Source organism: Pseudoalteromonas sp. Z1A2, assembly GCF_011378755.1.
Lineage (GTDB): Bacteria > Pseudomonadota > Gammaproteobacteria > Enterobacterales > Alteromonadaceae > Pseudoalteromonas > Pseudoalteromonas distincta.
The window spans coordinates 22,267-47,002 of the sequence record NZ_WTKX01000028.1 but is presented as its reverse complement, the minus strand read 5'-3'; the positions used below and the strand labels follow the sequence as shown (position 1 = coordinate 47,002).

The 24,736-nt window shown below is 39.8% G+C and carries 22 protein-coding genes; 7 read left to right on the top strand and 15 right to left on the bottom strand.

Going from position 1 to position 24,736, the window contains the following annotated elements; all coding sequences use genetic code 11:
* Positions 1–46: 46 nt before the first annotated feature.
* Positions 47–1,423, top strand: coding sequence for a Trk system potassium transporter TrkA (gene trkA / locus GQR47_RS16890; RefSeq protein WP_154904167.1), 1,377 nt, complete (start codon positions 47–49; stop codon positions 1,421–1,423).
* A gap of 81 nt (positions 1,424–1,504) precedes the next feature.
* Here trkA and GQR47_RS16885 read toward each other — a convergent pair whose 3' ends face one another.
* From GQR47_RS16885 to GQR47_RS16850, 8 genes are all read right to left on the bottom strand, one after another.
* The gene (locus tag GQR47_RS16885; RefSeq protein ID WP_024597191.1) at positions 1,505–1,720 is read right to left on the bottom strand and encodes an EF-hand domain-containing protein; all 216 of its coding nucleotides are present in this window, start codon (positions 1,718–1,720) and stop codon (positions 1,505–1,507) included.
* Positions 1,721–1,795: 75 nt separating this feature from the next.
* A complete protein-coding gene (locus GQR47_RS16880; protein WP_004335174.1) occupies positions 1,796–2,008 on the bottom strand; it encodes a calmodulin in 213 nt (70 codons plus the stop codon).
* Between the two features lie 140 nt (positions 2,009–2,148).
* Entirely contained in the window at positions 2,149–2,361 is a 213-nt protein-coding gene (locus tag GQR47_RS16875; protein WP_004335175.1) for an EF-hand domain-containing protein, read from the bottom strand.
* 465 nt (positions 2,362–2,826) lie between these two features.
* Positions 2,827–3,486: a flagellar brake protein gene (locus GQR47_RS16870; RefSeq protein ID WP_024597190.1), complete on the bottom strand. Its 660-nt coding sequence runs from the start codon at positions 3,484–3,486 to the stop codon at positions 2,827–2,829.
* Positions 3,487–3,531: 45 nt separating this feature from the next.
* Positions 3,532–4,983, bottom strand: a complete 1,452-nt coding sequence (locus GQR47_RS16865) for a TrkH family potassium uptake protein (RefSeq protein WP_004335179.1) — start codon at positions 4,981–4,983, stop codon at positions 3,532–3,534.
* A 96-nt stretch (positions 4,984–5,079) separates the two neighbouring features.
* Positions 5,080–5,694 carry a YigZ family protein gene (locus GQR47_RS16860; RefSeq protein WP_024597189.1) on the bottom strand — a complete coding sequence of 205 codons (615 nt, stop codon included), beginning with the start codon at positions 5,692–5,694 and terminating at the stop codon, positions 5,080–5,082.
* 86 nt (positions 5,695–5,780) lie between these two features.
* Positions 5,781–7,103, bottom strand: a complete 1,323-nt coding sequence (gene pepQ, locus GQR47_RS16855; RefSeq protein ID WP_024597188.1) for a Xaa-Pro dipeptidase — start codon at positions 7,101–7,103, stop codon at positions 5,781–5,783.
* A 310-nt stretch (positions 7,104–7,413) separates the two neighbouring features.
* Positions 7,414–9,300, bottom strand: coding sequence for a transglycosylase SLT domain-containing protein (locus GQR47_RS16850; protein WP_024597187.1), 1,887 nt, complete (start codon positions 9,298–9,300; stop codon positions 7,414–7,416).
* 192 nt (positions 9,301–9,492) lie between these two features.
* Between GQR47_RS16850 and fadB the strand changes: the two genes are divergently transcribed.
* From fadB to tusA, 3 genes are all read left to right on the top strand, one after another.
* Complete coding sequence (gene fadB / locus GQR47_RS16845) at positions 9,493–11,652, top strand: fatty acid oxidation complex subunit alpha FadB (protein WP_024597186.1); 2,160 nt, start codon at positions 9,493–9,495, stop codon at positions 11,650–11,652.
* A gap of 4 nt (positions 11,653–11,656) precedes the next feature.
* Positions 11,657–12,826: an acetyl-CoA C-acyltransferase FadA gene (gene fadA / locus GQR47_RS16840; protein WP_024597185.1), complete on the top strand. Its 1,170-nt coding sequence runs from the start codon at positions 11,657–11,659 to the stop codon at positions 12,824–12,826.
* Positions 12,827–13,118: 292 nt separating this feature from the next.
* Positions 13,119–13,358 (top strand): sulfurtransferase TusA, encoded by a 240-nt coding sequence (gene tusA, locus GQR47_RS16835; protein WP_004335190.1) that lies wholly within the window; start codon positions 13,119–13,121, stop codon positions 13,356–13,358.
* 197 nt (positions 13,359–13,555) lie between these two features.
* Here tusA and GQR47_RS16830 read toward each other — a convergent pair whose 3' ends face one another.
* The 7 genes from GQR47_RS16830 to dnaA all read right to left on the bottom strand — a co-directional run bounded on the left by GQR47_RS16830 (position 13,556) and on the right by dnaA (position 23,242).
* Positions 13,556–14,005: a hypothetical protein gene (locus GQR47_RS16830; protein WP_004335197.1), complete on the bottom strand. Its 450-nt coding sequence runs from the start codon at positions 14,003–14,005 to the stop codon at positions 13,556–13,558.
* A gap of 74 nt (positions 14,006–14,079) precedes the next feature.
* Positions 14,080–16,149 carry a glycine--tRNA ligase subunit beta gene (gene glyS, locus GQR47_RS16825; protein ID WP_024597184.1) on the bottom strand — a complete coding sequence of 690 codons (2,070 nt, stop codon included), beginning with the start codon at positions 16,147–16,149 and terminating at the stop codon, positions 14,080–14,082.
* Between the two features lies 1 nt (position 16,150).
* Entirely contained in the window at positions 16,151–17,053 is a 903-nt protein-coding gene (gene glyQ / locus GQR47_RS16820; RefSeq protein WP_004335201.1) for a glycine--tRNA ligase subunit alpha, read from the bottom strand.
* A gap of 140 nt (positions 17,054–17,193) precedes the next feature.
* On the bottom strand, positions 17,194–19,620 hold the full coding sequence (gyrB, locus tag GQR47_RS16815; protein ID WP_024597183.1) for a DNA topoisomerase (ATP-hydrolyzing) subunit B: 2,427 nt from the start codon (positions 19,618–19,620) through the stop codon (positions 17,194–17,196).
* 12 nt (positions 19,621–19,632) lie between these two features.
* Entirely contained in the window at positions 19,633–20,727 is a 1,095-nt protein-coding gene (gene recF, locus GQR47_RS16810; RefSeq protein WP_024597182.1) for a DNA replication/repair protein RecF, read from the bottom strand.
* Positions 20,728–20,742: 15 nt separating this feature from the next.
* Entirely contained in the window at positions 20,743–21,846 is a 1,104-nt protein-coding gene (gene dnaN, locus GQR47_RS16805; RefSeq protein WP_004335206.1) for a DNA polymerase III subunit beta, read from the bottom strand.
* A 13-nt stretch (positions 21,847–21,859) separates the two neighbouring features.
* Positions 21,860–23,242, bottom strand: coding sequence for a chromosomal replication initiator protein DnaA (gene dnaA / locus GQR47_RS16800; RefSeq protein ID WP_004335207.1), 1,383 nt, complete (start codon positions 23,240–23,242; stop codon positions 21,860–21,862).
* Positions 23,243–23,760: 518 nt separating this feature from the next.
* On the opposite strand from dnaA, the gene rpmH reads away from it, so the two are divergent.
* The 3 genes from rpmH to yidD all read left to right on the top strand — a co-directional run bounded on the left by rpmH (position 23,761) and on the right by yidD (position 24,730).
* A complete protein-coding gene (gene rpmH, locus GQR47_RS16795) occupies positions 23,761–23,895 on the top strand; it encodes a 50S ribosomal protein L34 (protein WP_004335215.1) in 135 nt (44 codons plus the stop codon).
* Between the two features lie 7 nt (positions 23,896–23,902).
* Positions 23,903–24,325 (top strand): ribonuclease P protein component, encoded by a 423-nt coding sequence (gene rnpA / locus GQR47_RS16790; RefSeq protein ID WP_004335217.1) that lies wholly within the window; start codon positions 23,903–23,905, stop codon positions 24,323–24,325.
* A 129-nt stretch (positions 24,326–24,454) separates the two neighbouring features.
* A complete protein-coding gene (yidD, locus tag GQR47_RS16785) occupies positions 24,455–24,730 on the top strand; it encodes a membrane protein insertion efficiency factor YidD (RefSeq protein WP_004335219.1) in 276 nt (91 codons plus the stop codon).
* The last annotated feature ends 6 nt before the right edge of the window (positions 24,731–24,736 follow it).

The following is a 24,736-nucleotide window of genomic DNA, read 5'->3' as shown; positions in this document are numbered from 1 at the left end:
ATGGCTATTTTTTTAATTAAATTATGATCAATACCACGGGTAAATAATGAAAATAATTATACTCGGTGCCGGGCAAGTTGGTGCTACGCTTGCTGAAAACTTAGTTGGCGAACAAAACGAAATTACCGTTGTTGATATAGACGGTAACCGATTACGTGAACTTCAAGATAAGTACGACTTACAAGGGGTTATGGGCCACAGCGCGCATCCTGATGTATTACGCCGCGCAGGTGCTGAAGATGCCGATATGATTATAGCGGTAACCAGTTCAGATGAAGTGAACATGGTTGCATGCCAAGTGGCATACAGTATTTTTAAAACGCCTACTAAAATTGCTCGTATTCGCTCAGAGCAATACTTAAAATACCGCGAAAAGCTTTTTCAAAACGATGATTTACCAATCGATCATTACATTGCTCCCGAAGCACTGGTCACTAAGTATATTCGCCGTTTAATTGACTACCCTGGTGCTCTGCAAGTATTGCAGTTTGCTGATGGCATGCTCTCGTTAGTAGCCGTAAAAGCTTACTATGGCGGTTTACTTGTAGGTTATGCGTTATCTGCACTTAAAGAACATATTCCTAATGTAGAAACTCGTGTTGCCGCTATTTATCGTCAAGGTAAAGCAATAAAACCATTGGGTACCACCGTTATTGAAGCCGATGACGAAGTATTCTTTATTGCCGCTACAAAACATATACGCGCAGTAATGAACGAGCTACAAAAACTTGAGCGTTCGTACAAAAAAATTATGATAGCTGGTGGCGGTAACATTGGGGCAGGCCTTGCCCGCTCACTTGAAAAAAACCACACCGTTAAACTAATTGAACGCAGTAAAGAACGTGCTGAGCAACTCTCAGAAATGCTCGATAACACGGTCGTTTTTTGTGGTGACGCATCTGATCAAGAACTGCTCTCAGAAGAGCATATTGAACAAGTAGATGTGTTTATCGCTGTAACCAACGACGATGAAGCAAACATTATGTCAGCCATGCTTGCAAAACGTATGGGCGCACAGAAAACCATGGTGCTTATCCAGCGTGGTGCTTACGTTGATTTGGTACAAGGCGGCGAAATAGATATTGCCATATCGCCACAACAAGCAACAATATCAGCGTTATTAACGCACGTACGCCGTGGTGATATTGTTAATGTGTATTCACTGCGTAAAGGTGCGGCAGAAGCCATAGAAGCGGTTGCTCATGGTGATGAAAGCACATCTAAAGTTGTTGGTCGCGCGATTGCCGACATAAAACTTCCAGCGGGTACAACTATTGGCGCAATAGTACGTAATGACGATGTACTGATAGCTCACGATGATACAATTATTATGTCGGGCGATCATGTCATTATGTTTTTAATCGACAAAAAACATATTACCGTTGTAGAAAAACTATTCCAAGTAAGTGCTATATTCCTTTAACTAGTTACGCTAATTAGTTAATTTAAAATACAAAAAAGCCGCTGACTAAGGCGGCTTTAGTGGAGTATCTTCGAATATTGATTACTGTACCTTTGAAAACTCTTCTTTAGAGATTTCACCATTTCCATCAGTATCTAAATCATCAAAAATCTTCACAAGTTGAGGGTTAACCTTCGCTTCTTCCATTGTAATCGCACCGTCGCCATCTGCATCAAAAGAGGCAAAATCTACTGCAGCATATGCTGCTGATGAAGATGCTAAAACGATAACTGCAAGTGTTGTATTGAATGTTTTCATAATAATATTCCTAGTAATATGGGAAGTCCTTTTCAAAGATCCCTGACTGTGAAAAATGTTTAATCTGAAAAAAGATTAGTAATTAGCGAATTCTTCTTTAGAAAGCTCGCCGCTACCGTCGGTATCTAGCTCAATAAATTCAGCCATTAAATCGGTATCGACAGCCGCTTCGCTTGGGCTAATTGTGCCGCTACCATCGATATCAAGGCTGTCAAAATCTGATGCTGCAAATGCAGCTGAAGAAGATGCTAGTACTATAAGTGCTAATGCTTTATTTAAATGTTTCATAACTTAATCCTTCAATGTTCTATCAAAAAAATTGCTTCGTTTAACTTAAAACGTAATTTTTCACTTCCTTGTTATCCTCTTTCGTAAGCTCCCTTGCCTACTTAGGTTGTCTTTGGCAACTCAGGATAAATACTTTTTAATTAAGCTTCTGAAAATTCTTCTTTTGATAACTCACCATTTTGGTCAGTATCAAGCTCAGAAAACATGCTCATTAATTTTGCGTCTACTGATGCTTCTGCTTGGCTAATTGTGCCACTGCCGTCTACATCAAGTGTGTCAAAATCTGTTGCTGCAAAAGCGGCTGAAGAAGATGCAATAGCGATAAGTGCTAAAGTTTTATTAATGCTTTTCATAATATGTATCCTTCAAATTTATGTGTGTGCGATTAAGTATTTCACTTTGAATCACGATTTCGTTCAGTACACCCTGACTATTACAACTTAAATGCCAACATTGAAAAGCCATGAACTTTCAACAAGTTAAAAACAAAACATACAATAAGTAGGAATTTTCAGAGTCATTACTGTTGCCTTTTCGCAACACGCTTTAGAGGTGAAAAACTAAAGTCATTAAAAACAAATAGTTATGTTTATATAAAAAGATACATTTTAAAATGTAGAGCTATAAAAGGAGGGATTTTAAAAAATAATTAAGGTTAATTTTAACGAAGTAGCTATAACAACAAAAAACAAGCCATAACAAAAAATACGTAAAGCATTGTTTTAACTGAATAATATTTTTAATTATATAAAAACAAAAAAACACTTTATAAATACTCACGTAAAACGACATTTTGTTGCAAATAAGCGAAAAACGATTTAGTCAACGGTGGGCTCAAGCGCAGATGGGTCTATAAAATGCTCTTTCATAAAGGTTTTCATTTCATCCTCGCTTGCTAGTAGCTTAATTCCGCAGTGCACACCTGCGACATGCTCTTTAACACTGCAAATTTCACCTTCAAAATCTTTATCACTACTATTGAGTACGACAGTGCATTGCATATCTTTAATACCTTCAGCTTGCTGATCGCCTCTAATATCAAACATTACACCAGTGAGTGAAATGTCCTTAATAAGGCCTTCAAGCACTCTATCGTCACTTAGTTTTAGCTTTGCAGGTAACAAGGTAGGTATGCGTGTTTGCGAGCGTAGCGCAAATAGCTGCACTTGCTTAGGAAAATTAATAAAGACGAGTTTAGCGGGATGAGAGGCTACTGACATAATTTGCTGGCGAAACGCAATAACTTGCCCGCCACTGCCTTCAATCAGTGCTCTTACAACAACCATTACACCATCACGTAAATAGTCACTCGCTGCAGGTAAACGCTTAGCATTGGGATAATTTAAAATAATAAACTGTTTATCGAGTAAACCAACTAATTCAGTTTTAACACGCTTACTGCTTGTAGGTGTTAATATTTCTAGGTCAACTAAACTGCCTACACCTATATGCTTTAGCTTTTCTAAATTTGTTGGCATATCCCTTTTTCCAATATTTTGTAATTTAAAACTTAAGCCGCTCGTTTATCCACGCCAAAAAGTAGGCGTAAATAACACTAATAAAGTAAATATTTCTAGGCGACCAAACACCATTGCAATAGTAAGCAACCATTTAGCACCATCGGTTATAGCACCATAATGCGACGCTACATCTCCTAAGCCAGGCCCTAAGTTATTTAAACAAGCCGCAGTGGCTGAGAACGCAGTTATGTTATCCATACCCGTGCCCATAAGCGCTAACATGATAATAATAAATACAAGCGCATAAGCAGAGAAAAAACCCCACACGGCTTCTACTACTTTGTCTGGCAACGCCTTACGACCCAGCTTGATTGAATATATAGCCCGTGGGTGCACTAAACGATTGAGCTCACGCACGCCCTGCAAATAAAGTAAAAATACGCGCACTACTTTCATACCACCACCGGTAGAGCCTGCACAGCCACCAATAAAGCTCGAAAATATAAGTAAAATAGGTAAAAACAAAGGCCATGTTGAAAAGTTATCAGTAGCAAAGCCTGCTGTTGTACTCATTGAAACAGCTTGAAATAACGCCTGATCGAGGGTTTCATCGCCATTAGCAAATATTTCGTTAGAGGAAAGTACGGTAAAACAAATAACCACCAGCGCTAATTGAATACACAAAAACACCTTAAACTCAGGGTCTCTGATATAAACTTGTATGTTTCGGCTCGCCACTGCGGCGTAATGCAGGGAGAAGTTAACAGCGGCAATAATTAAAAAGAACACACAAATAAAGTTAATTACAGGGCTGTCGAAGTGCCCCATGGAGGCGTCGTAAGTAGAAAAACCACCTATCGCCACCGTTGAGAATGCATGACATATAGCATCAAACCACTCCATTCCTGCAGCCCAATAAGCCAGCATACAAGTAATAGTCAACGACACATAAATATACCAAAGGTGCTTTGCTGTATCGGCAATTCGCGGGGTCATTTTAGAATCTTTTACAGGCCCAGGTATTTCAGCGCGATATAACTGCATACCACCAACACCTAGCATGGGGAGTATAGCGACAGCGAGTACGATTATACCCATACCGCCAAACCACTGGAGTTGCTGGCGATAAAACAACACCGACTTAGGTAAGTACTCAATACCGGTAAGTACTGTAGCGCCGGTGGTTGTTAAGCCAGAGAATGCTTCAAACACCGCATCGGCGAGCGATAAATTAGGTTCTTGTAAAAAGATAAGCGGCAAGGACGCAAACGCCCCAAGTACCAGCCAAAACAAAACAACAATTAAAAAGCCTTCACGTGCTTTTAAATCACCGTTTTCATGGCGGTTTGGGTAATAAGCCATCATGCCAATAACAACACTAAAGATAAATGCTAAAACAAAAGGAACACCACCACCGTCTTTGTATATTAAAGACACCAGTGCCGGAGGCACCATGGTAATACTAAACAGCGCAACAAGTTGGCCAAGAATTTTTATGATGGTACGAAATTGCATTTAGCTTGTCGCTTTTATTATTAGTAAATTCAGGCTGAGTAGTATCAACCAAATTAAATAGGGTCAGTATGCATTATATGCAATTTGTGTAGGTTATTACTCTTTAATAGTTAACTCAACTGCGCCGTGACTTAAATCAAAAATATCTTTGACTGCTTGCTTAGCTTCGCGGCTATCGATTGTAATCACCCACTCAATATTAGCAGTAAATTGCTTATCAATATTAAGCACTTGATACTTTGTTTTTAATAACTGCTCAATCGCGCCTTGCATGCTGTACTCACTACTCCCAATAATTTCAACGCAGGGAACTTTAAGCACCGTTTGCAATTTTACTAGTGCATTATTTAATGAGCCACCATAAGCACGTACTAGTCCGCCGGTGCCTAATTTTATGCCGCCAAAATAACGTGTCACCACGGCAGTAATTTCGCCAAGGCCCGAACCCACCAGCACATTTAGCATAGGCTTTCCTGCAGTGCCATTAGGTTCACCATCATCCGAAAAACCATAAACATGGCTGCCACCGGGGTTGCCTGCCACATGTGCCCAGCAGTTATGACGTGCATCGCTATACTTTTCTTCAATGCTTTTAATAAATGTTTTTGCTGAATTTAAATCGGGGGTGTGTGCAATGTGGACTATAAACGTACTTTTTTTTATTTCTTCTTGATGAAAAACGTCAGCAGCAGGATATTTATATTCAGACATATTAAGAGCTCAATTAAAAATGGGGCCTAAAGGCCCCGTTCATATGCATATTTTAACGTTTATTCGCTAACTCGTCTTTATAGAAATTAATCGAGTTCTAAATTACGCGTCATATTCTCTAGGCTATCTTCGTGAACAATAATGTTATCTTCAATACGAATGCCGCCAAATGGTTTAAATGACTCTACCTTTTCCCAGTTAATAAACTGCTTATTATCGGTTTGCGCTAAATCACCAAGCAGTGAATCAATAAAGTATAAACCTGGCTCAATAGTAAACACTTGGTTTTTTTCGATCAGGCGAGTACAACGCAAGAACGGATGCCCTTCAGGCGATGGTTGATGTGTGCCCTTTTCATCACTCATAAAACCGCCCATATCATGCACTTGTAAACCTAGGTGATGTCCTAGTCCATGCGGGAAGAAAGTAGATGTAATTTTACGCTCAACAATTTCCTCCGCGGGTAGGTTAACAATTTTAAAGTCACTAAGTATTTGTGCGATACGATTATGACATTCAACGTGTAAATCACCATAAAGCATACCCGGCTTTAAACCTTTACCTAACTCGATTTGTTGAACAGTCATCGCTTGCACAAGCTCAGCAAACTCACCCTGCTTTTTAAAATCATACGTACGAGTAATATCAGCAGCGTAACCATTAAAGTTTGCACCGGCATCAATTAAAAATGAGTTGTGGGTGTGTGGCACTTTTGGATCAAAGTGCGTGTAGTGCAAAATAGCGCAGTTTTCGTTAAGCGCAACAATGTTGCCGTACGGCATTTCATTTTCGCTTTGACGTGTCGCCATTAAGTACGCTTGCTGAATGTCGAACTCGCTACCACCATTAAAGAATGTATCGCGTGCAGCTTTATGCCCATCTACTGCAATGCGGTTAGCGTTGCGTAAACATTCAAGTTCGTACTGGGTTTTATAAGCGCGGTGGTAATGAAAATAGTTAAGTACAGGCTCAGGGTTCATAATACTAAAACCAAGTGCTTGCGCTACTTCAATGTATTCACCCATGTAAGCATATTTAGCTTTATCATATGGTAATAACTTTTCTACTTGATCAGGCTGAAGTAGTAGCTCTATATCAAAGTACTCAGCCCAAAAGTCGCGAGGCTCGTCTGGTACTTTATGCCAAAAATCTACCGGGCGATAAAATATGAGTTTTGGCTTGTCGCTGCCATTTACCACAATCCAGCAATGAGGATTATCAATAACCGGTAACCATGCTTTAAACTGTGGATTAACTTTAAATGGATAATACATATCATCTAAAAACTGGCGCTTAGCTTGGCCTGAATGAATTACTAATCCTTCTAACCCTTCGCTATTACAAATTGTACGAGTACGCTGTTGCAGTGTTGCAATATGTTCGGCGTATAAAACGGCTAATTTATCCATTGTTAATCCATCTGTTAAATTTAACTTGCTATGAGTCTATCACTTATACCAATTGCATTAAATTAATGATCTATTATAGCGATAAGAAAATAGCTTAATAACAAGGCTAAAATTATGATACATAGTTGTTCTATATAAATAATTTTTAACGCAGTTATTGAGTTATTTAATACGCTAGAATGATCATGTTTTTAATAAAATTGGTATTACCCTCAGCGCTCAAAAAAGGGGGATATTTAACATGTAAACATCCCCCTTATTAATACCTATACCTATCGTGTTAAGTTATTGGTCGATTGGTATCATATATTCAACCGCCCATTTTCATTTCGAGTAGCGGCGCTAATACATTACCTTCTCGACCCATTCTTGTATGATAAACCTGCCTGTACGCAAATACATTTTTTACGTAATCGCGGGTTTCGCGATACGGAATAAGCTCTACCCATAACTCAGCCGGAATAGCGTCATCAGGTAACCAACGCTTTATACGGTGATAACCCGCATTATAAGAAGCCGTAGCCAGTACTTCATTGCCATGGTTTTTCTTTTTTAAGTATTGTAAGTAACTCGTACCCAACCTAATATTTGTTTTAGGTTGATATAAACGACTACTTGTCACACTGCCTTTATTTACATACTCAGCAGTACTAGGTAATAACTGCATTAAACCACGCGCATTAGCATGCGAGCGTGCATCTGGCGCAAAAGAGCTTTCGCGCCTTGCAATAGCAATACTCCAAGCAACATCTATCTTGCTACGTTTACTGTAGCGCTCAAAAACATCTTGAAACGCAAACGGAAAACGTTGCTCTACATTATCCCATGCTTTAATTTTTGCTAAAGTAAAAATAGTACTGTCGTGCCAACCTAAATCGGTAGATAACTGTGATGCTGCCAGCTTTTCTTCATCGCTAGAGGTATCCGTTAAGTAATTCCATTCACGGCGCGCCGACGTAAAGCGCTCAATATCATAAAGTGCTTTTGCACGCTTAAAGCCTGGTGCATTACTCACTTTATCTACAAGTACCTTATCGACTGCTAAAGGCTGATTATTTAAATCAACGGGCAACCCCAAACGTGCTGCGGCTAAAAAGCCGTAATAATCACGATTAGCCGCTACTTTTTTCCAAATGTCGTCTGCTTTTTGTTGCTCGCCACGTTGTGCATAGCTATAAGCTAACCAATATTGCTGACCAAGACTTAAATTTTCTTTACCTGTAAAAAATGCAGCAATCCCTTCCCAATCTTGGGTTTTGAGCATATTGCCCAGTTGCCACTGAATAAGCTTGCTGTCTAGTCGCTCTTTTGGCACTTTATTTAGCCAAAAGCTCGCTTGTTTATGCCCGCTAGAGGCAAGTGACAATGCAAAAGTGTAATACACATCCGCTTTTTCTTCATCGCTGTACTTAAATATTTTTTCTAGCTTTTCCCATGCTTTTAAAGCTAGCTCTTTATCGCGCCAAACCAAACGCTTAACACCATAAATAGCTATTTGCCCTTCTTTAGCCGACTTGTTTTTATATCTATATAATCCAGCGGCTGCGCTTGGATCTTTTCGCACTTTTAAATATAAGTCAGCTAAGTAACGCTCCTTACTTGGTAATAAAGTTTTTAAGTAAGGTAATAAGCTTTGCGTTCCGCCTTGTGCAGCAAGTGTTACACGCTTCCAAACCGTTTCTTCTTTCATGTAGCCTTTTTTACGCCACGTAGAAAATAAACTATCACAACCATTAGGTTGCGATTTACCTACAGCCCATAAGTCGGTCACCTGATTTAGAATTGCCTTTTCGGGCGCACCTAAATCAAGCTGAAAATCTAAATAAGTACAAGTAAGCTCCGTATTAGACGTTTCACGATAGTTGCGGATATACGCCGCCTTTTCGTTGTTATCTTTTAAATACTCTAACCACGCTTTACGGACCGGCCACTCAAGCGGCGTATGCTGGTATATATTTAAATATTTTTCTATTTCTGCCTGATGTTTAATGCTCGGATGGCGTTGCCAATACGTTTTTTCAACATAAGGTTTTAACGGATGATTTAGGTTACTAACCGCTTGTTTAAAGTCTTGGTAACTGCCGTACCTTACTTTTTTTTCGGCATCTAAAAATGCATCGTTATCGTTACTTGCCTCGGCAGAATGAAGAGGAAAAATGAATGCAGCTGCCGCAACACTTAGTAAATATTTTTTCATAATGTCCTTTAATAAAAATTAAAGTTGTGAATAAAAACTTTTCAACCACCTTAGCACCAAACCAGCTATATTTTAACCAGTCGATTGTAACCGAGTTAAATTTTTCGTTGCATTTTTAATTTAAAGCAAGCACACTGATTGAAATGCAAACTCATCGTACCAGTCTTAGTTCGTCAACTAGGGAGAATAATAATGTTATATAAAAGCGATTCCTTTGAAGTTAGCTTCCTGAAGGAAAACATCGCCGAGTTTAAGTTTTGTGTTGCAGGTTCTGTAAACACACTATCTCAAAAAACTCTTTCAGATTGCGCAGCAGCATTAAAAGAATTAGCCGCCAATACTGATATCAAAGGCATGATTTTTACCAGTGATAAAGACCACTTTATTATTGGTGCCGATATCTTCGAATTTTTACCTACATTTACTAAACCTGAAGAAGAATTAGTAGTGTGGATCAAAAATGCAACCGACGTTTTTGATGCAATTGAAGATTTACCATTCCCAACTCTAAGCGCTATAAACGGTATGGCACTTGGCGGTGGTTGTGAGTGGGCACTTGCTACCGATTATCGTGTGGCAAGCGAAACAGCTAAAATGGGCCTACCAGAAGTTAAACTTGGCATAATGCCAGGGTTTGGTGGCACAGTGCGCTTACCACGTATCATTGGCGCCGATAACGCGATGATGTGGATTACCTCAGGCGCAGAAAACCGCGCAGCAGATGCCCTTAAAGTAGGTGCGCTTGACGCGGTAGTTAGTGCTGACAAACTTTTAGAGTCAAGTGTATCAACACTTGAACTGGCGATTGCTGGCAAGCTAGATTGGCAAGCAAAACGCAACGTAAAACTACAGCCACTTAAATTAAACCGTGTTGAGCAAGGCATGAGCTTTGCTATGGCAGAAGGTATGGTAATGGGTAAAACCAAAGGCCACTATCCTGCGCCGGTTATGGCTGTACGTACTATTAAAGCAGCGGCAAACTGTACTCGCGATGAAGCAATGGCAATCGAAAACGCTAACTTTGCTAAATTAGCACGTACACCAGAAGCAGCAGCACAAACTGGTATATTCCTAGCTGATCAATACATTAAAGGTAAAGCACGTAAATTTGCTAAGCACAGCGATGTAGAAATTAAACAAGCCGCTGTATTAGGTGCTGGTATTATGGGTGGCGGTATTGCATACCAGTCTGCTTATAAAGGCACACCTATTATAATGAAAGACATCCAACAAGATGCGCTTGATTTAGGTATGGGTGAAGCATCTAAGTTATTAGGTGCAAAAGTTAAGCGTGGTCACATGCCAATGGAAAAAATGTTGGCAACACTTAGCAAAATTAAGCCAACACTTAACGAGTCAGACCTACAAAGTGCCGACATCATTGTTGAAGCCGTTGTAGAAAACCCTAAAGTTAAGCAAGCAGTACTCGCTGATCTTGAAAAGAACATGCCAGAAGGCACTGTACTTACTTCAAATACATCGACTATTTGTATTGATTTACTAGCACAAGCGCTAGATAAGCCAGAAAACTTCTGTGGTATGCACTTTTTCAACCCTGTGCCAAAAATGCCATTAGTAGAAATTATCCGTGGTGCAAAAACCTCAGATAAAACAATTAATGCAGTAGTTGATTACGCGCTTAAATTAGGTAAATCGCCAATTGTTGTTAACGATTGCCCAGGCTTTTTTGTAAACCGTGTTTTATTCCCTTACTTTGCAGGTTTTAGCAAATTAGTGGTTGAAGGCGCTAACTTTGCAAAAGTAGATAAAGTAATGGAAAACGTATTTGGCTGGCCTATGGGTCCGGCTTACCTACTTGATGTTGTAGGTATTGATACAGCGTTCCATTGTACTGGCGTAATGGCTGACGGTTTCCCTGAGCGTATGGCTCGTGCTGATAAAGACCCTGTGACTATTTTTGCCAACGAAAAACGTTTTGGACAAAAGAACAAAGCCGGTTTTTACAAATACGAAACAGATCGTCGCGGTCGTCTTAAAAAGTCTCATGACGAGACAGCAATTGAGCTACTAAGCCCAATCACAGACGCACCAAAAGAATTTGATAAACAAGAAATCATCGACCGTTGTATGATTCCAATGATTAACGAAGTGCTACTGTGTTTGCAAGAAGGCATTGTTGCCTCGCCGCAAGAAGCAGATATGGCATTAGTTTACGGTGTTGGTTTCCCTCCATTTAGAGGCGGCGCGTTCCGTTACTTAGATCAAACTGGTTTAGCTAACTTTGTTGCAGCAGCAGACAAATACGCTCACCTAGGTGCGATTTACCAAGTATCTGAACAAACTCGCAAGTGGGCCGAAGAAGGTCGTGTTTTCTATAAGGTGGAAGGTTAATATCATGAATAATCCAGTAATTGTAGATTGTATCCGCACACCAATGGGTCGCTCTAAAAGTGGTGTATTCAAACATAAACGTGCAGAAGACTTAAGCGCACATTTAATGAAAGGCTTACTAGATCGCAACCCTGCAGTTGATCCAGCATCAATTGACGATATTTATTGGGGTTGTGTACAGCAAACATTAGAGCAAGGCTTTAACGTAGCACGTAACGCATCATTGCTTGCCGGTATTCCTCACAGCGTTCCTGCTGTTACGGTTAACCGTTTATGTGGCTCTTCTATGCAAGCATTGCATGACGCAGCACGCGCAATAATGACAGGCGCTGGCGACACTTACCTAATTGGTGGTGTTGAGCACATGGGTCACGTACCTATGACTCACGGCAACGACTTTCACCCAGGCTTAGCAACATCAATTGCACAAGCGTCTGGCTCTATGGGCTTAACAGCAGAATACCTTGCAACGCTTCATGGCATTAGCCGTGAGCAACAAGATGAATTTGCTTATCGCTCACATCAACGTGCACAAGCTGCAACTGTTGAGGGCCGTTTCCGTCGCGAAATTTTAGCAATGGAAGGTCACGATGCAGATGGTTCGCTTATCTTAGTTGAAGACGACGAAGTAATTCGCCCAGAAACAACAGTAGAAGGTCTATCAAAGCTTCGCCCTGTATTTAATCCTGCATCGGGTACGGTAACAGCCGGTACGTCTTCTGCACTTTCTGACGGCGCATCTGCAATGTTAGTAATGAGCGAAGAAAAAGCAAAAGAACTTGGTTTACCAATTCGTGCGCGCATTAAAGCAATGGCAGTCGCTGGTTGCGATCCATCAATTATGGGTTACGGCCCAGTACCAGCAAGTAAAAAAGCACTTGCACAAGCAGGTATTACAATTGATGACCTAGGCGTAGTAGAACTTAACGAAGCCTTTGCAGCACAATCATTACCTGTAATGAAAGATTTAGGGTTAATGGATGTTGTTGACGAAAAAGTGAATTTAAATGGCGGCGCAATCGCACTTGGTCACCCTCTGGGCTGTTCGGGTTCGCGTATTAGCACATCGCTTATTCACTTAATGGAAGACAAAAATGTACGATACGGTTTAGCAACTATGTGTATTGGTTTAGGCCAAGGCATTGCAACTGTATTTGAACGTGTTCAAGACTAATTAGCTTAAACATGTAAAACCATCTTGGTGATTAAAAAGGCGAACTGATTTTATTCAGTTCGCCTTTTTTATTAGCTTCATTTATAAAAACGTCCCTTTATCAAACAAGTATGTAACAGCGTAATTATGTGATCGGGCGTATTATTAAATAAAGCATTTTGAAACTGCTAAAAGCATTAAGTAAAATAGTTAAATTACACATAAAATTGCGTTAAACTGCCAAACTTATTAATTGCTATACCTAAGCACTCGCGTACACAGCAAACACTTTAATTAAACAGGCCAATTTATTATGAGCTTTGATAATCCCGATCACCAATTAGATGCCATAGGCCTTCGCTGCCCAGAGCCAGTAATGATGGTACGTGCTGCTATTCGTAAAATGAATGACGGTGAAACGTTATTAATAACTGCTGATGACCCGTCAACCACTCGCGATATTCCGAGCTTTTGTACGTTTATGGATCACACGCTGGTAGCTAAAGATGCAGAAGAAGCACCGTATAGATATGTGGTGAAGAAAGGGCTTTAAACTCACGTAGGTCGGGTTGAGTTTTACGAAACCCAACGTATTTAATAACCACCAAAATAGTTTTGTTCGCCACACATGTTGGGTTTCGCTTCACTCTACCCAAACTACGAAACCCCCTTGGTGTTAATGCTGAATAAATCCTACAACGTCCTTGTCACAAATCCATCAACCCACTAGGGCTATTAAATAGCTAAAAATCACTTCTTCGTTATCGTCACTTGTGGCTTATCGTAGTCACTGTAATCAATACTTACTATGTACGTGCCTTTTATTGCTGGTGTGAAACTAAAGTAGTTATAAATAGTATTACAGTCTGCGATAGCTGGCTGGCCCAGTGTTAGCTTTTGTCCTGCTGGTTGTGCGTCGCTGTAACCACAGTTGTAACCTTCACTAAAATCGGCATCGGCTATTTTAAATTCGTACACTTTACCTGGGGTCGAAAATTTAACTTGCGCTTGATAAAGCGCAGGGCCAACTGGCGCAAACTGATACTGGGGTTCTGCATCCCACAGTGTAAAGTCGCCACGTAAGTAAATTGTGCGGTCAAGTTCTTGCTGTGGCAATACATCGTTAATCGAAATTTGGCTTGTACAGGCAGTAAGTAAACCAGCAATTGCTAAGGTTAAAATTCGTTTCATAGAAATCATCAATGGGTATCCTTTGCATACAGTGAAAACTAAAAAGCCAGCAAAACGCTGGCTTTTAAAATTGCTAATCGGTGTTATTTTTGTAGAACAGAAATATCTGCAATACCTAAAAACAATCCGCTTAACTGGCTTAATAGCGCAAGACGATTTTGCTTAACAGCTTCATCGTCGGCCATAACCATTACGTTGTCAAAAAAGTTATCAACACTTTCACGAATACCCGCCAATTGGCTTAATGCTTCTTGGTAGTTTCCATCTGCGTAAAGTGGTGCAAGGTCAGTGGCAAATTTTGCTACTTGTGATGCCAATACTTTTTCGGCGTCGTCGCTTAATAAGCTCTCATCAACACTACCTTGGCTGGTAATATCGTTTTTAGCCAGAATATTACCTACACGCTTATTAGCTGCTGCAAGCGCTTCTGCTGCGTCTAATGTACGGAAGTGGCTTACGGCTTTAACACGGCGGTCAAAATCAACAGGTTTAGTCGGACGACGTGCAAGCACTGCTTGAATTACGTCTACTTCAATACCTTCGTCTTGATACCAAGCACGGAAGCGCCCTAGCATAAACTCAAATACGTCAGTTGATACATTTAAGTTAGTTAACTTGTCGCCAAACAATGTTTGCGATTTAGCTACTAGGTCTAAAATATCAAGTGGTAGTTCTTTTTCTACCATGATGCGCAGTGCACCAATAGCAGCACGACGAAGAGCAAATGGGTCTTTGTCACCTTTAGGTGCTTGGCCTATACCAAAAATACCCACCAGCGTGTCAAACTTATCAGCAATCGCTACTGCGCAGCTAATTAAGTTTGTTGGTAAGTTATCCCCTGCAAAGCGTGGCATGTACTGCTCGTTTTGCGCTACGGCTACATCTTCGGCTTCACCATCGTGGCGAGCGTAATGCATTCCCATTACACCTTGCACGTCGGTAAATTCCATAACCATTTCAGTCATTAGGTCAGTTTTACTTAATAAGCCTGCACGCTGTGCTAGGTCTTTATCAGCACCTAATTGCTCAGCAATATAACCTGCAAGTTCACTAATGCGCTCAGACTTATCTTTAAGCGTACCAAGTTGCTTTTGGAACAATACGCTATCAAGCGACTCTAATCGGCTTTCTAGGGTTTTCTTTTTATCTGTTTCAAAGAAGAACTGTGCATCGGCTAAACGCGGGCGCACTACTTTTTCGTTACCAGAAATAACCACACTTGGATCTTTACTTTCGATGTTAGATACAAACAAAAACTTATTTAAAAGTTTGCCGTTTTGATCTAATAACGGGAAATATTTTTGATCGTCTTTCATGGTGTAAATTAACGCTTCGGCTGGTACATCTAAAAATGCTTCTTCAAATGTTGCCGTTAAAGTAACTGGCCACTCTACAAGTGATGTTACTTCTTCTAGTAAATCTTCATCCATTGCAACAACAGCGTTAACTGCGCTTGCAGCCTCTTCTATTTGTGCTCGAATTTGCGCCTTACGTTGCTCGTAATCAGCAATAACGTAAGCAGATTTAAGTACGTCAAAAACGTCATCTGCATGGTTAATGCTAATTTTTTCTGGGTGATGAAAACGATGACCCTGAAGCTGGTTAGTTATTTGCTTACCAAGAATTTCGCCTTCAAGTAGCTCATCACCAAATAAAATAGTTACTGTATGCACAGGGCGAATAAATTGTGTTTTATTCGCGCCCCAACGCATTGGTTTAGGGATTGGTAATTTACTTAATGCTTTTGTGATTGCATCTGTCATTAGGGTTTTAGTTTCTTGCCCTGCTACTTTAGCAATGTGCAATAACCAAGCGCCTTTATCGGTTTCAAGTGTTTGTGCGTCTTTTACTTCAATACCACAACCACGTGCCCAACCCATTGCTGCTTTTGTTGGGTTACCTTCGCTGTCAAACGCTGCCTTTGTTGCTGGGCCACGCTTTTCAACTTCTTTGTCTTGTTGCTTAGCTTCAAGCGCTTTTACTTGTAAACCCAAACGACGAGGCGATGCATACCAGCTTACGCCTTGGTGTGCTAATTCTAATGTTTCTAGCTCTTGAGTTAAGTTTGCAGCAAAGGCTTCTGCTAATTTACGCAATGCTTTTGGTGGTAACTCTTCTGTGCCAATTTCTACTAATAAATTTTGTGCTGACATTTTACTTATCCTTACACAGCGGGAAACCAAGCGCTTCACGTTTGTCATAGTAACTTTGTGCACACGCTTTTGATAACGCACGAACGCGTAAAATATAACGCTGACGTTCGGTTACCGAAATTGCGTGGCGTGCGTCTAGTAAGTTAAATGCGTGCGATGCTTTCATTACTTGCTCGTATGCAGGTAGTGGTAAGTTAGCTTCAATTAACTTTTGGCTTTCTGCTTCACACTTATCAAACTGTGCAAATAAGTCTTCTACGTTTGCATGTTCAAAATTATAAGTAGATTGCTCTACTTCATTTTGATGGAACACGTCGCCGTATGTTACGCGCCCTAGTGGACCGTCTGCCCATACTAGGTCGTAAATGCTATCTACGCCTTGAATGTACATTGCTAAACGCTCTAGGCCGTAAGTAATTTCGCCTGTTACTGGTGAGCACTCTAAGCCACCCACTTGTTGAAAGTAGGTAAACTGCGTTACTTCCATGCCGTTTAACCAAATTTCCCATCCCAAGCCCCATGCGCCTAGCGTAGGTGATTCCCAGTTATCTTCTACAAAGCGAACTTCGTGAGTAAGGGTATCAATACCCATTGCCGCTAATGAGCCTAAGTAAAGCTCTTGGATGTTATCTGGCGATGGCTTTAAAACTACTTGGAATTGGTAGTAATGTTGTAGGCGATTTGGGTTTTCACCATAGCGGCCATCCGTAGGACGACGACACGGCTGAACGTACGCGCTCGACATTGGCTCTGGACCAATAGACTTTAAAAATGTTTGCGGGTGAAATGTCCCGGCGCCCACTTCCATATCAAGTGGTTGAATAATGACACAGCCTTGCTGCGCCCAATAATCCTGTAAAGCCAGGATCAAACCTTGAAAGGTTTTTACGTCATATTTTTGCATATTTGGCTTTTTACTATCTAAGAAGTAGCGTGAAAATTACCCTTAGTATACCGTGTGTACACTCAGGTTTTAAGCAGTTTGTGTAATTGAAAAAATAAAAAAGGAGCCATTAGGCTCCTTTTTCGGTGTAAGTAATATTTTTACACGTCTAGATTAACTACGCGTAGAGCGTTAGTTTCGATAAACTCTCTACGAGGCTCTACTTGATCACCCATTAAGGTGGCAAATAATTGATCCGCGCCAACAGCATCTTCAATCGTTACTTGTAACATACGACGAGCACTAGGATCCATTGTTGTTTCCCAAAGCTGGCTTGGGTTCATTTCACCCAGTCCTTTATAGCGTTGAATGTAGATCCCGCGCTTAGATTCTGTGATCAACCATTCCAAAGCATCCACAAAGTTATCAACAGGTTTTGTTTTCTCACCACGTTGAATATAAGCACCTTCTTTTAGGATGTTTGCAATGTTAGTACCAGTCACAGCAATGCGTTGGTAGTCACGTGATGCAATAAAGTCATAATGAAGTACATGTGCTTTATCAACACCGTGCTGACGAATATTCACAACCGGGTAATACATATTACGCTCAGCGTCAAACTCTGTGCCTGCATGGAAAATAGTTGCATCTTCATCACGTGCAATCAGGTCATCAACTAACTCTTTTGTCCAAGCAATTACTTTAGCTTCGTCAGAAAGGTCATCAGTTTTCAACTCTGTTTGGTAGATTAAGCGTTCCATTACCGTGTTAGGATATTTACGCTTTAAACGCTCAATAACTTTAACTGTATTTTGGTAATCGTGAACGACTTTCTCTAGCGCTTCACCTTCTAGCGCAGAAGCATCTGCACTTGGATATAAAGCAGCATTATTAAGTGCAAGCGACGTTAAGTACTCTACTAATGCTGGATCATCTTTAATATAACGCTCTTGCTTACCTTTTTTCACTTTATAAAGTGGTGGTTGAGCAATATAAATATAACCGCGTTCTACAATTTCAGGCATTTGACGATAGAAGAATGTTAGTAGTAACGTACGAATGTGAGAACCATCCACGTCCGCATCGGTCATGATGATGATACGGTGATAACGTAATTTCTCAGGGTTATATTCGTCACGACCAATACCACACCCTAATGCAGTAATTAGTGTTGCTACTTCTTGCGAAGATAGCATTTTATCAAAACGTGCTTTTTCTACGTTTAATATTTTACCTTTAAGCGGAAGAATAGCTTGGTTTTTACGGTTACGTCCCTGCTTGGCTGATCCGCCAGCAGAGTCCCCTTCCACTATATATAGTTCAGATTGTGCTGGGTCTTTTTCTTGGCAATCAGCTAGCTTACCTGGTAAGCCTGCTAAGTCCATTGCACCTTTACGTCGTGTCATTTCACGGGCTTTACGCGCCGCTTCACGTGCACGTGAGGCATCAATAATCTTACCTACAACAATTTTGGCATCAGTTGGGTTTTCTAGTAAAAACTCAGTGAATTTTTCAGCCATTGCTTGTTCAACCGCAGATTTAACTTCACTTGATACTAGCTTGTCTTTAGTTTGTGATGAGAACTTAGGATCAGGAACTTTAACACTAACAACAGCCGTTAAGCCTTCACGGGCATCATCACCGGTAGCATTGCTGGTTGTTTTAGCTTTTTTGTTAAAGCCTTCTTTTTCCATGTAGTTATTAAGTGTACGTGTTAGCGCTGATCTAAAACCGGCTAAGTGAGTACCACCATCACGTTGTGGAATATTATTTGTGAAACAGTAAATGTTTTCTTGGTATGCATCATTCCACTGCATTGATACTTCAACACTAATACCATCTTCTTCACGTTCGTGAGTAAAGTGGAACACACCTTTATGTATAGGTGTTTTATTACGGTTTAAGTACTCTACGAAAGCTTGAATACCGCCTTCATATTTAAAGTGGTCAGATTTATTTTCTTCACGCTCATCATTTAAGATGATGCTCACACCTGAGTTTAGGAATGAAAGCTCGCGTAAACGCTTAGCTAAAATGTCGTAATGAAAATCTAAATTTGTGAATGTTTCAGCGCTTGGCCAAAAACGTAATTCTGTACCAGTTGTTTCTGAGTCACCAATTACAGCTAAAGGTGCATCTGGAACACCCATAGTATAAAACTGCTCATGAAGCTTACCTTCACGACGAACAGTCAGTTTTAGTTTTTCTGAAAGTGCATTTACAACAGAAACACCAACACCGTGTAAGCCACCTGATACTTTATAAGAGTTATCATCAAACTTACCACCGGCATGAAGTACCGTCATAATAACTTCGGCTGCAGATACGCCTTCTTCTTCATGGATAGAAGTTGGGATACCACGACCGTTATCTCGAACTGAGACAGAACCGTCTAAGTGAATCGTTACATAAATATCATCACAATGACCTGCTAAGGCTTCATCGATCGAGTTATCAACGACCTCAAACACCATGTGGTGTAAGCCTGTGCCATCATCGGTGTCCCCAATATACATTCCAGGACGCTTTCTTACTGCGTCTAATCCTTTAAGTACTTTAATACTCGACGAGTCATAATTCTCAGACATGGTTAATCCCACTTATCTTGTTATTAGGTTGCCATGTTTCACGTGGAACATTTGTAGTTCTCGTTGCATGGGTTCCACCACAGCAGAAATACTTTCAGATAAAATTGAAGAGATAAAAATTTGAGAACTGCAGTGAGCAAGTAATTGTCCCACTTTCTCTTTTGTATCTTCGCCTAATTCTGAAGGTAGATCATCTATTAGCAATATAGATTGCTTATCTGTCTCTGACTCAATTAAGCTATTTTGCGTAACTTTCAACGCATACAATAATAGCTTCAATTGACCGCGTGAGAATGTATTCTCCACACTGTTGCCAGCGACACTAAAACTAAAATCGGCCTTATGAGGGCCTTTACTTGTAAACCCTTGGCGAGCATCTCGCTCAAAGTTTTGCTCTAACGCATCTGCAAGAGATTCAGTCTCTTTCCAGCCTGCGCTAAAGGTCATTTCTAAATCACGTACAAGCGTCAATTCTGCACACATTTTATCAAAAAATTGCTGCTTAAACCTACTTATATACGCCAATCTTAATTTATTTATTTCTTCAGCCAGTCTAACAAATTCTTTGTCCCAAAACTTAATTTGGTCAAAATAATTCTTGGGCTTAGTTTTTAACAATGCATTACGTTGCTTAAGTACTTTATTAAATGATTGCCACAAAAAAAAGAACTCATGTTCCACGTGGAACAAACCTAAATCTAAAAACTTTCTGCGCTCTTTAGGTCCACCAAAAAACAAAGAATAACTCTCTGGTGTAATAATTTGTACAGGCATAAGTTGAGCGAGTTCTGATATCTTACGGCTAGCCTTACCTTGAATTTTTAAATTGGTCTCACCCGTTTGCGTTTTACTAATACCAATTGGAATTGATAAATCGTGTATTGTTTTACGCCCGTGAATTACAAATTGCTCTTGCTGGTGCGCAATAATACTTTTGTGTTTTGGAGTACGAAAAGATTTGCCATGAGAAAGGTAATATATAGCCTCTAAAAGGCTGGTTTTTCCGCTGCCATTTTCACCATAAATTATATTAACGCCGTTGACTGGTTCTAGCGTCAGCGCCTCAATATTACGAAAATATTTGAGGCTCAAATGACTTAAGCTCATTATGTATTTATAGTCTTATAAACGCATAGGCATAACAACGTACATTGCTTCTTCATCGCCTGCACCTTCAATTAATGCACTGCTGTTTGAGTCGGCTAATGTAAATAGTACGTCTTCTGTTTTTAATGTGTTTAGTACATCTAATACGTAAGACACGTTGAATCCTATTTCTAGGTCCGCGCCTTCGTAACTTACTTCAACAACTTCTTCAGCTTGTTCTTGCTCTGGGTTATTGGCAGTAATTTTTAATAAACCGTTTGATAGGTTCAAGCGTACACCACGAAATTTTTCATTCGATAAAATAGACACTCGTTGAAACGCATTTCGTAACCATTCTCGGTTAGCTGTAATTACTTTGTCACCACCACGTGGTAATACACGACGGTAATCAGGAAAGCGTCCATCAACTAGCTTACTTGTAAATGTAAACTCAATATCAATAATACGTATATGGTTAGCACCAAACTGAATTGTAACCAATTCGTCGTCAGCTACCATAAGGCGCATAATTTCTTGCACACCTTTGCGAGGTATAATTAATTGACGTTGAGTATTAAGCGATTGCGTTAATTGCTTTTGTGCAATAGCTAAACGGTGACCATCTGTTGCTACTGTTTTTATATCTGTATTATCTACTTCAAACGACATACCGTTTAAGTAATAACGTACGTCTTGATTTGCCATCGAAAAATGTGTGCTTTCGAGTAATTTACGAAGCTCTAAACGAGTTAGTTGAAATTCAACCTCACCATCCCACTGCTCTAAATTAGGAAAATCATCAGCAGATAAAGTCGTTAATGAAAAACGGCTTTTACCACTGGTTAAAAGTAATTGGTGCTCTTGCAAGCTTAAAGTAATGTCTGAACCATCAGGTAGACTTTTACAAATATCGAGTAACTTTTTAGCGGGTAACGTTAGTTTTGTATCGGCAATATCATCACCTACAAATACACCAGAAACTAATTCAATTTCAAGGTCAGTACCCGTCATTGAAAGTTGTCCGTTTTCTACCACTAACAAAACGTTAGATAAGATTGGTAGCGTGTGTTTGCGCTCTATTGCACCCGACACTTGCACCAATGGCTTTAAAAATTGTTGTCTTGATATTGTTATTTGCATAATAAAGTCAGCCCTAAGATGACAATGTTCTTATTAAGTTTTGGTAATCTTCTTTAATTTCGTGGCTTTCGTCACGTAGTGATTTTATCTTACGACATGCGTGTAATACGGTCGTATGATCGCGTCCACCAAATGCGTCACCAATCTCAGGTAAGCTGTGATTAGTTAATTCTTTAGATAATGCCATGGCAACTTGGCGTGGCCTTGCTATAGAGCGGCTGCGGCGCTTAGACAATAGATCTGACACTCGAATTCGGTAGTACTCAGCAACGGTGCGCTGAATATTATCTATCGTAACCAGCTTATCTTGCAAGGCAAGTAAATCGCGTAGTGCTTCTTTTACAAAATCAATCGAAATTGGACGACCTGTAAAATTAGCATTAGCAATTACACGGTTAAGTGCGCCTTCTAGTTCACGTACATTTGAACGTAATTTTTTGGCGATAAAAAAGGCAACTTCATGTGGTAAGTTAATCTTACTTTGCTGTGCTTTCTTCATCAAAATAGCAACGCGAGTTTCAAGCTCTGGTGGCTCAATCGCGATTGTTAATCCCCAACCAAAACGTGATTTAAGACGGTCTTCGACCCCTTCAATCTCTTTTGGATAACGGTCAGAGGTTAAAATAATTTGTTGGTTGCCTTCAAGCAATGCATTAAAGGTATGAAAAAACTCTTCTTGTGAACGCTCTTTATTAGCAAAAAATTGAATATCATCAATCATTAATGCGTCAACACTGCGGTAATAACGCTTAAATTCTTCTATCGCATTATTTTGTAGTGCCTTTACCATGTCTTGAACAAAGCGTTCTGAATGCATGTAAACAATTTTAGCATCTGGCTTGTTTGCCATAATGCCGTTACCTACAGCATGTAATAAGTGAGTTTTACCTAAACCAGTACCACCATAAATAAATACAGGGTTAAAAGCAGAGCCAGGATTATCGGCAACTTGAGTGGCCGCTGCTTTTGCTAATTGGTTTGACTTACCCTCAACAAAACTGTCAAAGGTATAGTTTTCTTTAATGTTAGATTTGTAACCTGACTTAGGTGCAGGTTCAACAACAGGCTTTTGCTCACGAGGCTGTTGTTTTGTAGAAGCTTGTGGTGCTGATTGCGTTTCTATAACCGGTGCAGCTTGTGCATTTAATAAAGGCTTACTACCTACATCAAAACGTAGCTTTGGTGCTTCAACACCACAAATTTCTACTAATAATTCGTTAATTCTATTTAGGTACTTTTCTCTTACCCAATCAAGCACAAAGCGATTAGGTGCATAAATCGTCAAGGTATCTTCGGTACTTTCTGCTTGTAGTGGTCTTACCCACATACTGAATTGCTGCGAAGGCAGCTCATCTTGCAATACATATAAACAACTTTGCCAAACCGACAGATACACAGTTAAACTCCCAGAGATATAATTTTTATTCCCGCACATCATTAATGATTATAAATCATACATTTATTGCGTTCAAATGGTCCAATAAGCGACCCAAGACCGCGTATTATGAAGGCACTTTATCCACAAGTAAAAGATTGATTTTTATAAAATTGTTGATATCGATGTATAAAATCATTAACAACCTGATTTAAAACAGTTTTTATTTTAGATCCGAAGAGGAGATCATAACAAAATAACACCAAGATCGCGAACCAAATTTACGATCCAATTTTCTTTTCCCCCGCTTTTATTCACTTTTTATACAGGGGCTGTGGAAAACTTCTTATTTTTGATGATCCTATCAGATCGCTCTACATGATCTCTTTATGAACCATAAGTAGGCTCTATACTGCGAACGTAATTATGATTGACTTTACGTTACTTACTCTATAATATCTCGCGCTCGCAATGGCACCTATGCCAGGATCGCGACCTGTATAGGATGTTTTAACTTTAACCGATCGGATGAGATTGTTATGAAAAGAACTTTTCAACCTAGCGTTTTAAAACGCAAACGTGCACACGGCTTCCGTGCTCGCATGGCAACTGTAAATGGCCGTAAAGTATTAGCACGTCGCCGCGCTAAAGGCCGCAAAGTTCTTTCTGCTTAATTTATAAGTGGAAGACTTTAGCTTTGGCAGGGAGTTACGTCTGTTAACTCCCTCGCATTACTCTCGTATATTTAATGAACCCGCTCGGGCTGCAACTCCTTTCTTTACTCTATTAGCTAAACCAAATGACCAAGAAAAACCTCGGTTAGGTCTTACTGTTGCTAAAAAACGCGTAAAAAAGGCATGCCAACGAAACCGTATTAAACGTCTCGCTCGCGAAAGTTTTCGTTTAAATCAACACAGCATCGATAATATTGATATTGTGCTTATGGTGAAAAGTGGTATTGATGAACAGTCTAATGAAGAATTAACCAAACAACTTACTAAATTATGGCGAAAAATTAACGAACGCTGTAAACCAGGTGCACCTAAACCGCCACCTTTTAAGAAACGCCCAAACAAATCAGCTAAATCTAATAAACAAACCTAATTGCAATAGAATTGCAGGGTTAATTAATGTATCTTTAGCTCACCTTTTAATCATGCATTTAAAATTTCTAATTGAGTCTTTAAATACATGATATCTATCTCACTAAACTTAAGTAGGGGCATAAACATCATGAGGTTAATTAAACCACTTGTTGCTTTTCCTAAGATTTGTTTAGTGTTATTTATCCGCGGTTATCAAAAGTGGATTAGCCCGCTGTTAGGTCCGCATTGTCGTTTTAATCCAAGCTGCTCACATTATGCAATTCAAGCAATTAATTTGCATGGATTTATAAAAGGTAGTTGGTTAGCTTTAAAACGCATATTAAAATGCCATCCTTTACATTCAGGTGGAGACGATCCCGTACCTGAAAAATTAACCCATATTAACCACCAACACGAGAAATAAGAGCTG